At 43.1% G+C, this 15,285-nt stretch carries 17 protein-coding genes; 16 read left to right on the top strand and 1 reads right to left on the bottom strand.

What is annotated here, in order from left to right; genetic code table 11:
- Window position 1: 1 nt before the first annotated feature.
- From NSS76_RS16430 to NSS76_RS16415, 4 genes are all read left to right on the top strand, one after another.
- A complete protein-coding gene (locus NSS76_RS16430; protein ID WP_024423568.1) occupies window positions 2-520 on the top strand; it encodes an acyltransferase in 519 nt (172 codons plus the stop codon).
- Window positions 521-589: 69 nt separating this feature from the next.
- Complete coding sequence (locus NSS76_RS16425; protein ID WP_024423567.1) at window positions 590-1,018, top strand: Rrf2 family transcriptional regulator; 429 nt, start codon at window positions 590-592, stop codon at window positions 1,016-1,018.
- Between the two features lie 87 nt (window positions 1,019-1,105).
- Window positions 1,106-1,747: an NAD(P)-dependent oxidoreductase gene (locus NSS76_RS16420; protein ID WP_206534292.1), complete on the top strand. Its 642-nt coding sequence runs from the start codon at window positions 1,106-1,108 to the stop codon at window positions 1,745-1,747.
- 45 nt (window positions 1,748-1,792) lie between these two features.
- A complete protein-coding gene (locus tag NSS76_RS16415) occupies window positions 1,793-2,425 on the top strand; it encodes a DsbA family protein (protein ID WP_341082464.1) in 633 nt (210 codons plus the stop codon).
- 40 nt (window positions 2,426-2,465) lie between these two features.
- Here NSS76_RS16415 and NSS76_RS16410 read toward each other — a convergent pair whose 3' ends face one another.
- Complete coding sequence (locus tag NSS76_RS16410; RefSeq protein WP_103131658.1) at window positions 2,466-3,254, bottom strand: C39 family peptidase; 789 nt, start codon at window positions 3,252-3,254, stop codon at window positions 2,466-2,468.
- Between the two features lie 234 nt (window positions 3,255-3,488).
- Between NSS76_RS16410 and NSS76_RS16405 the strand changes: the two genes are divergently transcribed.
- The 12 genes from NSS76_RS16405 to NSS76_RS16350 all read left to right on the top strand — a co-directional run bounded on the left by NSS76_RS16405 (window position 3,489) and on the right by NSS76_RS16350 (window position 15,270).
- The gene (locus NSS76_RS16405; RefSeq protein WP_341082463.1) at window positions 3,489-4,664 is read left to right on the top strand and encodes an ATP phosphoribosyltransferase regulatory subunit; all 1,176 of its coding nucleotides are present in this window, start codon (window positions 3,489-3,491) and stop codon (window positions 4,662-4,664) included.
- Window positions 4,657-5,301: an ATP phosphoribosyltransferase gene (gene hisG / locus NSS76_RS16400; RefSeq protein ID WP_095409635.1), complete on the top strand. Its 645-nt coding sequence runs from the start codon at window positions 4,657-4,659 to the stop codon at window positions 5,299-5,301. The genes NSS76_RS16405 and hisG overlap by 8 nt, the downstream gene beginning before the upstream one ends.
- Window positions 5,298-6,584, top strand: coding sequence for a histidinol dehydrogenase (gene hisD / locus NSS76_RS16395; protein ID WP_341082462.1), 1,287 nt, complete (start codon window positions 5,298-5,300; stop codon window positions 6,582-6,584). Before hisG ends, hisD begins: the two co-directional genes overlap by 4 nt.
- Window positions 6,584-7,168, top strand: a complete 585-nt coding sequence (hisB, locus tag NSS76_RS16390; protein WP_088001131.1) for an imidazoleglycerol-phosphate dehydratase HisB — start codon at window positions 6,584-6,586, stop codon at window positions 7,166-7,168. Before hisD ends, hisB begins: the two co-directional genes overlap by 1 nt.
- Window positions 7,168-7,806: an imidazole glycerol phosphate synthase subunit HisH gene (hisH, locus tag NSS76_RS16385; RefSeq protein WP_122631965.1), complete on the top strand. Its 639-nt coding sequence runs from the start codon at window positions 7,168-7,170 to the stop codon at window positions 7,804-7,806. The genes hisB and hisH overlap by 1 nt, the downstream gene beginning before the upstream one ends.
- Window positions 7,803-8,540 (top strand): 1-(5-phosphoribosyl)-5-[(5-phosphoribosylamino)methylideneamino]imidazole-4-carboxamide isomerase, encoded by a 738-nt coding sequence (gene hisA / locus NSS76_RS16380; RefSeq protein WP_044334255.1) that lies wholly within the window; start codon window positions 7,803-7,805, stop codon window positions 8,538-8,540. The genes hisH and hisA overlap by 4 nt, the downstream gene beginning before the upstream one ends.
- Window positions 8,537-9,295 (top strand): imidazole glycerol phosphate synthase subunit HisF, encoded by a 759-nt coding sequence (gene hisF, locus NSS76_RS16375; RefSeq protein WP_034281034.1) that lies wholly within the window; start codon window positions 8,537-8,539, stop codon window positions 9,293-9,295. Before hisA ends, hisF begins: the two co-directional genes overlap by 4 nt.
- Window positions 9,292-9,921: a bifunctional phosphoribosyl-AMP cyclohydrolase/phosphoribosyl-ATP diphosphatase HisIE gene (gene hisIE / locus NSS76_RS16370; RefSeq protein WP_024423556.1), complete on the top strand. Its 630-nt coding sequence runs from the start codon at window positions 9,292-9,294 to the stop codon at window positions 9,919-9,921. The genes hisF and hisIE overlap by 4 nt, the downstream gene beginning before the upstream one ends.
- Before the next feature lie 131 nt (window positions 9,922-10,052).
- Window positions 10,053-11,510, top strand: a complete 1,458-nt coding sequence (locus tag NSS76_RS16365) for a tetratricopeptide repeat protein (protein WP_024423555.1) — start codon at window positions 10,053-10,055, stop codon at window positions 11,508-11,510.
- A gap of 364 nt (window positions 11,511-11,874) precedes the next feature.
- The gene (locus NSS76_RS16360; RefSeq protein WP_024423554.1) at window positions 11,875-13,263 is read left to right on the top strand and encodes a C40 family peptidase; all 1,389 of its coding nucleotides are present in this window, start codon (window positions 11,875-11,877) and stop codon (window positions 13,261-13,263) included.
- 234 nt (window positions 13,264-13,497) lie between these two features.
- On the top strand, window positions 13,498-14,448 hold the full coding sequence (gene trxB / locus NSS76_RS16355; RefSeq protein ID WP_024427675.1) for a thioredoxin-disulfide reductase: 951 nt from the start codon (window positions 13,498-13,500) through the stop codon (window positions 14,446-14,448).
- 357 nt (window positions 14,449-14,805) lie between these two features.
- Complete coding sequence (locus NSS76_RS16350; protein WP_024423553.1) at window positions 14,806-15,270, top strand: 8-oxo-dGTP diphosphatase; 465 nt, start codon at window positions 14,806-14,808, stop codon at window positions 15,268-15,270.
- The last annotated feature ends 15 nt before the right edge of the window (window positions 15,271-15,285 follow it).

Here is a 15,285-nt window from a genome sequence, read left to right as displayed (position 1 = left end):
GTTGAGAAAAACAGATCGTTATCCTGTAAAAGGGGTCAATTCGCTGCGGCAAGTCTATCGGACAGTTCCCTTTTTCAAAGTGGTGAAAAATTTCATTTTTATTCAAATGGCAAGGTACACGCCTTTTATGGGAATGAAAAATTGGATTTACCGAACCTTTCTTCGTATGAAGGTCGGCGAGGATACGGCGTTCGCCTTAATGGTGATGGTTGATCTGATGTTTCCTGAGAAAATCACTGTCGGTCGAAATAGTGTGATCGGCTATAACACAACCATCTTGTCCCATGAGTATTTGATTAAAGAGTACCGACTTGGGGAAGTCTATATTGGTGATGAAGTCTTAATTGGAGCTAATTCAACTATTTTACCTGGTGTGACCATTGGGGATGGAGCGATCGTATCGGCTGGTACACTTGTTCATAAGGATGTCCCAGCAGGCTCATTTGTTGGAGGTAATCCAATGCGCATGATTTATACGAAAGAAGAAATGGAAGCACGTCAATCTACGTCTGCTGAGTAGCTCGGCAGACTTTTTTGTTGACAATGTGACATGGTGTAACTATAATGATTACAACAGAGGTGAGAAAACATGAAAATCAGCAGCAGATTTACTGTCGCTGTCCATATTCTGGCCTTGCTATCACTTGAAAAAGGATCATTACAGACATCGGAGGATATCGCGGGAAGTGTGAATACAAACCCAGTGGTCATCCGCCGCATTATGAGTAAATTAAAAAAAGCAGGTCTAATCTCAACGAGTCTTGGCAAAGGTGGTTCTCAGCTGAACCGCAGTGAAGACGACATCACACTGCTCGATGTGTATAAAGCGGTTGAAGTCGTGGATGAGGGAGAATTGTTTCAAATTCATGAAAGCCCAAATCCTGACTGTCCGATCGGTGCAAATATTCAAGCGGTGCTTGAATTAATTTTATGCCGCGCTCAAAGTGCGATGGAGCAAGTGCTTGCTGAGATCAAATTAAGTGAACTAACGCATGTGCTAATCAAAAAAATTGGATGATCAATTCAATTTTTTTTACCTCTGTTGTAACCGTATTAGTTACACCTTTCTTTATCAACATAAAATCATATTGCAGGAGGAGTTAACATGAAAATTGGAATTATTGGCGCAACAGGTAAAGCAGGACAAGAAATTGTGAAAGAGGCTCGATCAAGAGGACATGAAGTAACGGCAATCGTCCGTGATGCACAAAAGGTGACAGATTCATCTCTATCTGTTCTTGAGAAGGATGTGTTTCACTTGCAAGCAGAAGACATCAAAGGCTTTGATGTGATTGTAAATGCATTTGGCGCACCTGCTGGAAAAGAGCATCTTCACGTAGAAGCTGGGAAAAAGCTGATCGATATTTTAAAAGAGGCACCTGAGACTCGTTTGATCGTTGTGGGCGGAGCAGGAAGTCTATTTGTAGATGAGGCGAAAACAACAAGACTAGTGGACACACCAGAGTTTCCTAAAGAATATGCTGCTACGGCTTCACAGCAAGGAGAAAACCTAAAAGATCTTCAACAGACAGAGGGATTAAAATGGACCTTCCTCAGCCCAGCTGCATTCTTTAATCCAGCTGGCAAACGTACAGGTTCTTACGTGAAAGGGAAAGACCATCTGATTGTCAATTCTAAAGGTGACAGCTATGTGAGCTATGCTGACTACGCCATTGCACTTGTTGATGAAGTGGAGCAGGCAGCCCATGTTGGAGAACGTTTTACCGTTGTATCTGAAGCTGAATAAGCAGTTTCATGGCCGCCTAAAAATGATAAATAGGGAGTCTAACGTATGAATGAGCAAGAATTGTCTTTCATCTATGTATGGGATGCGTATTGTGGCTGGTGTTATGGATTTTCAAACAGTATCCGCACTTTGCATGAAAATCATCCGGAGATATCATTAACACTTGTGTCGGGCGGTTTATTTGTAGGGGAAAGAAGTCTTCCAATAAAGGATTATCCACACATTCCAGAAGCAAATCAGCGTATTAGTCAGCTGACTGGTGTAGAGTTTGGAGAACGTTATCAGGAGCTGTTAGCAAACGGAACGCTTCTTTTAGACTCTGAGGCTGCGGCCATTGGTTTTTCTGCATTAAGATCCATCGAACCTGAGCACGCATTGTACTTGGCTTCATCAATGCAAAAGGCTTTTTATCAAGACGGAAAAAGCCTGAGTGATGAACAAACGTATCGGGAGATCGCTTTGGCGCATCATCTTGATCCTGACGCAGTCATAGAACGCATGAAAACAAAAGAAGCGATGAATGATGCGTATGCCGACTTTGCGAAGGTTTATCAACTTGATGTGAACGGCTATCCTACACTTTTATTAAAAAGAGGGGATGAATCCTTCAGCCTAGGCGGAGGTGCGATGACAGCTGAAAAGCTTGAAGACCGCCTGAAGGAATTACTAGGAAAATGAAGCAATAAAAACAACCTCTACGTGAATAGAGGTTGTTTTTTTACGCTTTAATGATAATCGCCTGACTGCCCATCTGTTCCCAAGAATCTTCAAATTGATCACGGTCGACTTTTTGATTCTTTTCTCCGTATGGGTTATTCAAGTAGACATGCTCCTTGTCATAGCCTGTGATGACTACGCTATGCACATTAAAGCTTACATCTATTTTGCCATTTGGTGTATTCCAAGTTTCGATGTTATCGGTTTTGTCGAAGGTGGATGTCGTAATCACCCAGACAGGATAGCCCTTTTCAAGTGACTGATAGATGGCTTTTTTTACAGGCTTTCCGGTTAAATCGACAACTTGATCGCCCGCGTATTTTTTCGCAAGCTGATAAATCGGTTCGTGGTAAACCCCAAGACCCGGCCCATTCTCCATATCGCCTACAAACCCGTCATGAGGGTTTCCTTTTAAACCATTTTCATAATTGAGCGGAACGCGTTTGATTTCATTTGCCAATGTGTTTTTCGTTACTTGCTCATAGCCGCTGTAATGAAGCAGCATCGCTAAGCTCGTGACTTCACATCCGTTATAAAGCCTTGGCGCATCCATTTGATTGTAGAGGATGACGTCCATGGCTTTTTTGCTTCCTTTTAATGAATGATGTGTGGTTTCTGCTTTTTTCGTTGAACGAGTTTCTTCAGCCGCAAGTGCTGTATCGTTTTCTTTTGCTGCTTTTTGCGGCGAAGCTGTTTTCTTGACTTGATCGATTTGTGAAACGTATATAAAGCCGAAATAAACAAGACATGCGCACAACAAAGTTAAGATGAATGTCTGGATGAACTTCACTGTTAATCTCCTGTGTTATTCAATATTTTTAAGTATTATAGCACGTTCCTTCATCGAACATACAGAAAAGGCACAGGTGTCACTTGAATGTAATAATTCCAGAATATGTTGATGGAAATAGGAAGAAATAAAAATGATTGATTTAATCACTTTATTTTGTTAGCATATTATCATATTAGCGAACTAAAGGATTCGGAATTTTTTGTTTTAATGTGTTGGAGGTGCGGAAGAAACATGTTTATGTTTGAGAAACCATATGGTATGCGGGATTCATTACCTGGATTGTATGAGACGAAAAAAAAAGTGAGGCATTCCTTAACAGAGGTCATGACTGGTTGGGGTTTCCGTTTGATGGAGACACCAACGCTTGAATTTTACGATACAGTCGGTGTTCAATCGGCGATTACTGATACACAGCTTTTTAAGCTTCTTGATCAAAACGGGCAAACTCTAGTGCTGAGACCTGATATGACAGGTCCGATTGCAAGAGTGGCGGCTTCTAAGCTTCATGAACAGGCGTATCCGCTTCGTGTTGGGTATGCAGCCAATGTGTTCCGTGCTCAGGAGAGAGAAGGCGGAAGACCGTCAGAATTTGAGCAGGTCGGAATTGAATTGATTGGTGATGGTTCGATTAGTGCAGATGCTGAAGTCATCGCGCTTGCCGTATTTGCCTTAAAAAATGCCGGGCTAAGGTCCTTCAAAATCGCGATCGGGCATGTCGCTTTAGCAGAAACGTTATTTGTTGATGTACTCGGAAATACAGAGCGTGCAAACGTCCTTCGCCGCTTCTTATATGAAAAGAATTATGTGGGATACCGTCAACATGTGAAACAATTACCGCTTTCCTCCATCGATAAAACGAGGCTGTTACAGCTTTTAGAGTTAAGAGGCGGCCAAGAGGTTACAGAGCGGGCAGAGGAAATCGTCGTTTCACAAGAAGGAAAAGAGGTGCTCGCACAGTTAAAGTCGCTTTGGGAGACACTTGAAGATTACGGCTGTACAGAATATATCCGTTTAGATTTAAGCATGGTGAGTCATATGAGCTATTATACGGGTATTTTGTTTGAAGTATTTGCAGATCATGTTGGGTCGGTCATCGGAAGCGGCGGGAGATATGATCAATTGCTTGCTCATTTTGATGCACCCGCGCCAGCTACAGGGTTCGGACTTCGACTAGACCGTCTTCTTGAAGCGCTCGATGCAAAAGAAATCATTGAGCCGCAGGAGGCTGTGATTTTTAGTAAAGAACAAAGACTTGAAGCCTTTGCTTTTGCAGAAAAGGAGCGGTCAAAAGGGAAAAAGATCGTCCTGCAAGACTTAGCGGGGATTGAAAATATTGACGCGATGACCAAGGCATTTGAACAGGTGACTTATTTTATCGGCGCTAGAAAGGAAGAGCGGAATGGGTAAAGTGTTGACGATGGCGATGCCAAAGGGCCGGATATTTGAAGAAGCAGCAGGGCTGTTAAGACAGGCGGGGTACCAGCTGCCAGAGGAATTCGAGGATTCAAGAAAATTAATCATTGATGTACCAGAAGAAAACCTCCGCTTTATTTTAGCCAAGCCAATGGATGTGACCACCTACGTAGAGCACGGCGTGGCGGATGTTGGCATTGCAGGGAAGGATGTCATGCTCGAAGAAGCTCGTGATGTGTACGAAGTGCTCGATTTAAACATCAGTAAATGTCATTTAGCTGTTGCTGGCTTACCAGGAGCGAGCTGGGGTGGTGTCGCACCGCGTGTGGCAACAAAGTACCCAAATGTCGCATCATCCTATTTTAGAGAGCAAGGGGAGCAGGTGGAGATCATTAAGCTGAATGGTTCCATAGAATTAGCACCGCTCATTGGGCTTGCCGATCGCATTGTAGATATTGTCTCTACAGGTCAAACATTAAAAGAAAATGGACTTGTGGAAACGGAGCATATTTGTGATATCACGTCACGCTTTATTGTTAATCCTGTGAGCTATAGGATGAAGGATACGGTGATCGATGAAATGGCGCAGCGTCTTGCAAAAATCATTGGAGAAGGGGAGGAATCATCATGAACATCACCTATCTACAAGAAGGTGAGACAGATACTCTCTCACTCAAACGGTCTTTAGATACAGGAACAGAAGAGCAGCGTCAGGCTGTTCAGCGCATTATACAAGAAGTAAGAACAAATGGTGATGATGCTGTACGGTCTTTTACAAAGCAATTTGACGGTGTGTTGATTGAAGATCCGCTTGTCACAGAAGATGAAATGGCAAAAGCCTGCGACCGCTTGGACAAAGAGATGGTTCAAATTATTCAAACGGCTATCAAGCATATTCGCACATACCACGAGCGCCAGCTGACGTCCTCTTGGTTTTATCACCAAAAGGACGGCTCAATGCTTGGACAAAAAGTAACACCGCTTGATGCAGTAGGTGTGTATGTCCCTGGTGGAACAGCTGCCTATCCATCATCTGTATTAATGAATGTGATCCCTGCGCTAGTCGCTGGCGTTGAACGAATCGTACTTGTGACACCCCCTGGGAAAGATGGCTGTCTCTCTGACGCAGTCTTGGCTGCGGCGAAGGAGCTTGGTATTTCTGAGATGTATAAAATGGGCGGAGCCCAGGCGGTTGCGGCACTTGCCTATGGAACGGAAAGCATCAAGCCTGTTGATAAAATCACAGGTCCAGGCAACATTTATGTCGCGCTGGCAAAGCGGGAAGTATTTGGTCAGGTAGACATTGATATGATTGCAGGTCCAAGTGAAATTGCAGTGCTAGCAGACGAAACAGCAGTCGCACATGAGGTAGCGGCGGATTTACTTTCGCAGGCAGAGCATGATGCGCTGGCATCTAGTATTTTGGTAACACCGTCTAAGACACTTGCTGAAAGCGTGCAGGCTGAAGTCAGAAAGCAGCTGGATACTTTGCCGAGAAAATCAATCGCAGTACAATCTATACAAGATCATGGCCGTATTTACGTGACAGAATCCATCGATCGTGCAGTAGACGTCATCAATCAATTAGCACCAGAGCACTTAGAGGTGCTGACAGCATACCCAGAATCACTTCTTGGTCAAATCAAGCATGCTGGCGCAATTTTCTTGGGACGCTATAGTCCAGAGCCGGTGGGCGATTATTTTGCAGGGCCGAATCATGTGCTGCCAACAAACGGAACAGCTCGATTCTCCAGCCCGCTTGGTGTGACTGATTTTCAAAAGAAAACGAGCATTATTTCATATAGTCAAGAGGCCTTTGAAACACACCGGGAAAGCATTGCAGCTTTTGCCAGATTAGAAGGGCTTGAAGCACATGCAAGGTCAATTGAAGCGAGAAAGCGGGAGGAATCGTAATGAGACAGGCGGAAACAGCGAGAAAAACAAATGAAACGAACATTTCATTAGCGCTAGAAATTGATGGAGAAGGAAAAGCGGATATTCAAACAGATGTCCCTTTCATGACGCACATGCTTGATTTATTTACGAAGCATGGACACTTTAATTTGACCGTCGATGCGAAAGGAGATACGGATGTTGATGATCACCACACAACAGAAGATATCGGCATTGTACTTGGGCAAATGTTTAAGGAAGCGTTAGGCGATAAAAAAGGGATTAAGCGGTATGGCTCCAGCTTTGTTCCGATGGATGAAACACTTGCCCAGGTCGTGGTCGACTTAAGCAACCGTCCTCATTTGGAAATGAGAGCGGCTTTTCCGAGTCAAAAGGTTGGTACCTTTGATACAGAGCTAGTACATGAGTTTCTGTGGAAATTTGCACTTGAAGCCCGGATCAACCTTCATGTCATTGTTCACTACGGAACCAATACACACCATATGATTGAAGCCATTTTTAAAGCGATGGCACGTGCCTTAGATGAAGCAACAACCATTGATCCACGTGTGAAAGGAATTCCTTCAACAAAGGGGATGCTCTAATGATCGGAGTCATTGATTACGGAATGGGAAATTTGTTCAGCGTATCAAAAGCACTGGAACGAGCAGGTGCCCGCTATATCGTCTCCTCTGATGTGGAGGAGCTGAAAAAAGCAGATGCTTATATTTTGCCCGGGGTCGGTTCGTTTCGTGATGCAATGCAGCTGTTAAAACAGACAGGACTTGAGGCGTTTATTCACCAAGTTGTGCAGGAAGGAAAGCTGTTATTCGGCATTTGCCTTGGCATGCAGCTGTTATTTGAAGAAAGTGAAGAGGCAGGCCGCACAAAAGGATTGGGGCTGTTAAAAGGGCGTGTTGTTCTTTTAAAGGATCGTGATCAGGACGGGCAAAGGCTGAAGGTACCTCATATGGGCTGGAATGAGCTCACATTTCATCAGCCCTCCCCATTGTTTGACGGTGTACCAGAAGGATTTGCGTACTTTGTTCACTCGTATTATGTGAGCGATATGAATCCACATGAGCAATTAGCAAGCGCGGACTATGGTGTTCAAGTACCAGCTGTTGTTGGCAAGGGGAATGTGCTTGGAGCACAGTTTCACCCTGAAAAAAGCAGTACAACGGGAATGGCGCTGCTCAAACAATTTATTCAATTAGCAAACGAACAGAGGGTGAGCAAATGAGTGAGTTTACATTATATCCGGCGATTGATATGAGAAATGGCAAATGTGTACGTCTTGTGCAAGGAGATTATGATCAAGAAACCATTTATGGAGATTCACCGCTCGACATGGCTGCGCAATTTGCGAAGGATGGAGCAGCATGGATTCATCTTGTCGATTTAGATGGTGCAAAAGCAGGGAAACGGGTCAATCATGAGCATGTGCTGGCGATTGCTTCTTCCTTAGATGTGAAGGTACAAATCGGCGGCGGTATTCGGACAGAAGAAGACGTTGCCTTTTATTTAAAGAACGGCGTAGATAGAGTGATTCTCGGCAGCTCAGCTGTTTCGAACCCAGCCTTTGTGAAAAAAATGCTGGCGCAATATGGAGAGAAAATCGCAATTGGGATTGATGCGCGAAATGGCTTTGTATCGACTGAAGGATGGCTTGAAACGTCTAAAGTGAAGGCAGAGGAACTCGGCAGGGAATTGGCAAAGGAAGGCGCAGAGGTCTTTATTTTCACCGATATTCAAATGGATGGCATGCTTTCTGGTCCCAATGTAGAAAGCACGGTTCGCTTAGCAGAAGCAACCGGCAAACAAGTGATTGCTTCAGGTGGTGTCAGCGCAGTAGCTGATCTTCAAAAGCTGTCAGCGCAAAAACAGTCTGGTGTGTCTGGTGCGATCGTTGGAAAGGCACTTTACACAAAGCAGTTTACTTTAGCAGAAGCATTTGAAGGGCTTGACCGCATATGATGACAAAACGAATCATTCCATGTCTTGATGTGAAGGAAGGGCGTGTTGTCAAAGGGGTGCAATTCCTTGGCTTAAAAGATGCTGGTGATCCGGTTGAATTGGCGCAGATCTATGATGAGGAAGGGGCGGATGAACTCGTCTTTCTTGATATTTCTGCTTCTCATGAAGGCCGGAAAACGATGGTGGATGTGGTCAAACAAGTCGCGTCTACGCTTGCGATACCATTTACGGTGGGTGGCGGGATTAACCACCTTGATGACATGAAGCGTATATTAAGAGCGGGTGCAGACAAAGTATCTGTCAACACAGCAGCTGTGTTAAGACCGGAACTGATTTCAGAAGGTGCTGACTTTTTTGGCTCCCAGTGTATCGTTGTTGCGATTGATGCAAAATACGATGAAGAGAAAAAAGCATACATGGTCTATACACACGGAGGACGCCGTCAAACAGATTTAGAGGTCAGCGACTGGGCGAAGGAAGCTGTGCAGAGAGGGGCAGGAGAGATTTTACTGACAAGTATGGATGCTGATGGTGAAAAGACAGGCTTTGATCATCGATTGACAAAGCTTGTATCAGAGGCGGTCAATGTGCCAGTGATCGCTTCTGGCGGCGCTGGCAATGCTCAGCATATGCTCGAGGCCTTTACAAAAGGAGAAGCTGATGCAGCATTAGCAGCCTCCATTTTCCATTATAAAGAAACCTCCATTCATGAGGTGAAGACATATTTGAGAGAACACGGGGTGAAGGTCAGATGAAACAGGCAAATGAATTAACCTTTAATGAAGCGGGCCTGATTCCTGCGATTGTACAGGATGCTCAAAGTAAGGAAGTATTGACGCTTGCATATATGAATCAAGAATCCTATGAAAAAACGCTGGAGACAGGTGAAACATGGTTTTATAGCCGGTCGAGAAACGAGCTTTGGCACAAAGGCGCCACCTCTGGACATACCCAGCAAGTGATTTCTATTCGATATGACTGTGACAAGGACGCTCTGCTTGTCCTTGTCGCGCCAAGCGGCCCAGCCTGCCATACTGGCAGCTATAGCTGTTTTTCGGAAGAAGGCGTGAAACGCCTGAGCGAAGAGCAGGAACGTTTTGCAATATTAAATGAACTTGAACAGGTCATTGCAAAGCGTCAGGCGGAAATGCCAGAAGGGGCTTATACAACCTATCTATTTGAAAAAGGGGTCGATAAAATCCTGAAAAAGGTAGGGGAAGAAGCGTCTGAGGTGATCATTGCAGCGAAAAACCGGGATCAAGAAGAATTGAAATGGGAAACTGCTGACCTCCTCTATCATCTTCTTGTATTATTACGCGAACAGCAATTGCCGCTTGATGATGTATTAAAGGTATTAAAAAAACGTCATCAAGGTGAATGAAAAGCCGGGGGATATCCCAGGCTTTTTATTTTTAAATGAAAAACAAATCCTTCCTTTCCTTTTGTTCTATGTGACGACTGGTGAAGTATGTTATACTACACACGGTACACTGTTCGAAATGGAGGGTATCGGTGAGTAAATACACTTCTCAAAATAATCACACACAAGTCGTCCAGCTATTTCAAGATGGGCATTACTTTTTTCATAAAGGTCTTAAAGCATATAGAGAAAGAAATCTGTCTAGGGCAAGTAAGCTGATACAGCGGGCCATCGTACTTGAGCCTGAAAATGTAGAAATGCTGTCACAGCTTGCCATTATTTATACTGAAATGGGTCATTACCAGCAATCAAATGAACTGCTTGATTTTATCCTTGAACACATCGATGAAAACATGTCTGAGTGCCACTATTTTAAAGCCAATAATTATGCGAATCTCGGACTGTTTCAAGAGGCATATAAATCAGCTACTGCTTATGCCGCGCTGGAAGAGAACGGGGAATTTGCGGATGAAAATGACGACCTTCTTGACCTGCTCGATATGAGCGACGAAGAGGACGAAGATTTTCCTTATGATCAGGATGACCTGATTGTGAAGCAGGATCAAGCAAACCATTTGCTAGAAAGCGGCAGACTCGATGAAGCCATTGAGATGCTGGAACAGATGATTGTTGAGTATCCAGAATTTTGGTCGGCGTATAATAATCTCGCTTTGGCCTATTTTTATTCTGGCCGAATCCATCAGGCGAAAGAAATGTTGAACCGGGTCCTTCATGAAAATCCCGGTAATCTGCATGCCCTTTGCAATCAGCTAGTCTTCTACCATTATGAAAAAGAAGAAGAAAAGGTCAATGTGTTAGCAAAGCAATTAACGCACGTGTATCCAATACTAAGTGAACAGCGTTATAAGCTTGGTGCAACATTTGCCCTTGTGGGAGAATTTGAATGGGCCTTTAAATGGCTTTATTCTTTGTACAAAACAGGTTTTCAAGGAGATAGTACATTTTTATACTGGCTTGCAAGCGCAGCCTATCATACAGGCCACAAGACGCTCGCCCAAACGGTTTGGGATAAGATGGTCGAAGAAGATATCGATGCAGATGAAATCAAGCCGTGGCAGGATAAACCTGAGGTGACTGAGCCAATGGTCTCGATTGAGGAACGGCTGACTGCGTACTATGTCAGTAAACAAAAAGGGGAACGTGACGTTCTGCAGTCTGTCCTTGATGCACGCGCAGCGAAAACGGCCTTTGAACAGCAATTCATAGAACTGCTTTTATATGAAGATGAAATGAAAGAAAAGTCTTTTTCAGAAGATGCAGTTTTTGCAAAACAGGCGGCATCTAGTCTGGAGGAAGCGGTTCAGCCTGACAGCCATATGCCTTATTTTTGGTTATTCCATATTATTCAGCAGGCACGTGCTTCTGGTATTGATAAGAAAAATGCACCTGCCTGGGCAGCAGCATCTTATTATCTATGGATGAATGAACAAGAAGCAGCTGTCAGCAAAAAAGATGTTGCGTCCGCTTTTCAGATCAGTGTTCAAACACTGTCTAAATACGAACGAGAGATCTGTACGTTAATCGATTAAATAGGTAAATAGATTCAGAACATCCGAGCATGGCCGAAAAGGTCATGCTTTTTTCTTGGATAAAAAGGTGGGATTTGCAAGGAATTGGCGAAGTATGACAATCACGACATGTTTTTGAAACATAAATGTAATAAAAATATTAGCTCATTTTGTCGATGTCTCATGTATAATGAAACTCGTGGATTAAAATAAAGATAGATATTTAAATATTTTACTATACATAATGAAACACCTAGTGATAGAAACAATCTGGTCAACAACTGACTGAACAATCAGGAAGAAAGACATAGAGAGCACAGATTGATCGCAGAGAATTTGCTGCTTTCTAATGTCGCTTGGGAAATTGTCAAAGGAGGAACTATTCGTGAAAAAGTTTATTACTTTCGGTTTAGCTTCGGTGATCGGAGCGAGCGGTTTATTTATTCCATTTACGCATGAAGCAAACGCACAGAACTTTGAACAAAAGAAACAAGAACTAGACAGCAAGCAATCTGAGGTAAACAAGAATCTTCAAAAGAAAAAAGAAGAGCTTTCAAAGCTTGAAGCAAAACAAGAGGCACTTGCCCAAAAGCTTAAAGATATTGATGAGAAAGCTTTAAAAACAAGTGATCAAATCGAAGAAAAACAAAAAGAAAATGAAAAAACAAAAAAAGAAATCAAAGCACTGAAAAAAGAAATTGCTGATACAGAAAAACGTATTGAAGAAAGAAACGAGTTCTTGAAAAAGCGTGTACGTGCCCTTCAAGAGAGCGGCGGTTCTACGAAATACATAGATGTATTACTAGGAGCAAAAAGCTTTAGCGATTTCATCAGCCGTGCAGGTGCAGTATCGACACTGATCAACGCAGACAGTGAAATCATTAAAGAGCAGGAAAAAGACAAAGCAGAACTTCAAAAGTCTGAAAACGAATTAAACACAAAGCTTGAAAATGTGCAAAACACACTTGCAAAGCTTGAAACGCTTCAATCAGACTTGAATAAACAGCTTGATGAAAAAGACAAGCTATTCAAGCAAGTGAAAAAGCAAAAAGGAAGTGCTTTTTCTGAAATCAGCGAGTTAAACAGTGAGGCTAACAGCATTGCATCTGAAAAAGACGCAACAATCGCTGCACAAAAACAAGCTGAAAAAGAAGCAAGGGAAGCAGCTCAAAAAGCAAAAGAAGAAAAAGCGCAAAGACAACAGCAGCAGCGTCAAGCTAGTGTCCAAGCGGAAGACAACAGCTCAAATAACGATAGCAGCCCGTCTTCAAGTAACAGTGGATCATCTTCTAATGACAACAATAACAGCAACAGCAGTGCACCAAGCAAGAAGCCATCTTCTGGCGGTGGATCACCTGTCAGCAGTAACGTAGGCGGAATTGAAGGTGCGATCAGCACAGGTTCTACGATTGTTGGACAATCTCCATATAAATGGGGCGGCGGCAGATCACAAGCCGATATTGACGCACGTCGTTTTGACTGTTCTTCATTCGTTCGCTGGGCATTTGCATCAGCAGGCATCAACCTTGGACCAGTTGGCGGTACAACAACAGATACGCTTGTAGGTAAAGGAAGAGCTGTAAGTGCATCTGACATGAAACGCGGAGACCTTGTGTTCTTTGATACGTATAAAGTAAATGGACACGTTGGTATTTACTTAGGAAACGGTTCATTCTTGAACGATAACAGCTCTCGCGGTGTTTCAGTTGACTCAATGAACAACGTATACTGGAAAAAAGCTTTCAATGGCGTTGTAAGAAGAGTCGTTGAATAAATCATTACTTTTTATATAACCGTAAACAGGCTTCCTTAAACAGCAGTTTAAGGAAGCTTTTTCTTTTTTTGAAGATATGAGCAAATGATTCGCTTATTCCCCGCAGATTTAATAGGATATGGGTAAGGAATAAAAGCTAAGAGTGGAAATGATGCTATCTGTCATGAATGGAAGCATCACCCAAGGGCATTCTAATAAGAAATGCGAGCAGCAATTGAAGAGGGAGTGACAGTTGTGTCAGAAGAAAAAATCTACGATACGATCATCATTGGAGCGGGTCCTGCCGGAATGACAGCCGCTGTTTATACATCACGGGGAAATCTTTCAACATTAATGATTGAAAGAGGAATTCCAGGCGGACAAATGGCAAATACGGAAGATGTCGAGAACTATCCTGGCTTTGAAAGTATTTTAGGGCCGGAACTTTCAAATAAAATGTTTGAGCATGCGAAGAAATTCGGTGCAGAGTATGCATATGGCGATATTAAAGAAATCGTGAACGGTGAAGAATATAAAATCGTCAAAGCCGGCTCAAAAGAATACAAAGGACGCTCTGTCATTATCGCGGCAGGGGCTGAATACAAAAAAATCGGTGCACCAGGTGAAAAAGAACTTGGCGGCCGCGGCGTATCATATTGTGCAGTATGTGACGGGGCATTCTTTAAAAACAAAGAGCTTGTCGTCATCGGCGGCGGAGATTCTGCGGTAGAAGAGGGTGTGTATCTCACACGCTTCGCTTCTAAAGTAACGATTATCCATAGACGCGATAAACTTCGTGCACAAAGCATTTTACAAGCACGTGCCTTTGATAATGAAAAAATTGACTTCAAGTGGAACAAAACCGTCAAACAGATCAATGAAGAAAACGGGAAAGTCGGCAGTGTGACATTGGTTGATACGGTGACTGGTGAAGAAGAAGACTTTAAAACAGACGGCGCCTTTATCTATATCGGCATGCTGCCACTGTCTAAACCATTTGAAAATCTCGGCATTACAAATAAAGAAGGCTACATCGAGACAAACGAAAGAATGGAAACAAGAGTGGAAGGTATTTTCGCCGCTGGTGACATTCGAGAAAAAACACTTCGTCAAATTGTGACAGCAACAGGTGACGGAAGTATTGCAGCACAAAGCGCACAGCATTATGTAGAAGAGCTTGCTGAGAAACTCAAAGCAACGAAATAAAAGGCTGTCGTAAATCCTTAATATAGCGTCATGGGCTTTTAACTGGAATGTAACACGGGTGAAATAATTTTCCGTTATGATAAAGCTAGTAATTGACCCCCTTTTATAAGGAATACATGTTTGGCACGGATGTGAATCCGTGTCCTTTTTTTTGCCTAAAATCAGAAATTCACGAGATGTTCACAAATGACGCATGGAGAACCGTTAGATGCTGTAAAATAAAGAGTAGAGAAATGGCCCATTACACTATTCAAACGAAAACCGGTCTGTTTTCGGGGAACAACGGGCATGTTCATTGTGGGAGTCAGGTTGAACCTGTATAATAAGTTAAAGACATAAAAGAGTAGGTGACAGCTGATGCAACGAGTAACCAATTGTGTGCTGCATCACGAAGATCAAGTTCTCTTGCTGCAAAAGCCAAGACGGGGCTGGTGGGTAGCGCCGGGCGGCAAGATGGAAAGCGGAGAATCGGTCAAGGATTCAGTCGTTCGAGAATATAGAGAAGAAACAGGTATTTATATTTTAAATCCGCAGCTAAAAGGTGTTTTTACCTTTATCATAAAAGAAGGCGATCAAATCGTTCAAGAGTGGATGATGTTCACCTTTATGGCAGATTCATTTACCGGAAAAAACGTAACAGAGTCAGAGGAAGGCATTTTAAAGTGGCATGACGTAAAGGATGTGCCTCATTTGCCGATGGCCCCAGGAGATTCCCATATTCTTGATTTCATGCTTAAAGGAAAAGGACTTCTGCACGGCACTTTTACGTATACACCCGATTTTGAGCTGATTGCTTATCGGTTAGATCCTCAGGGAGAATAATACATGAACCGTTTT

The organism is Bacillus sp. FSL R5-0654, from assembly GCF_038008745.1.
GTDB lineage: Bacteria > Bacillota > Bacilli > Bacillales > Bacillaceae > Bacillus > Bacillus safensis.
This window is presented reverse-complemented; position numbering and strand designations above follow the sequence as displayed.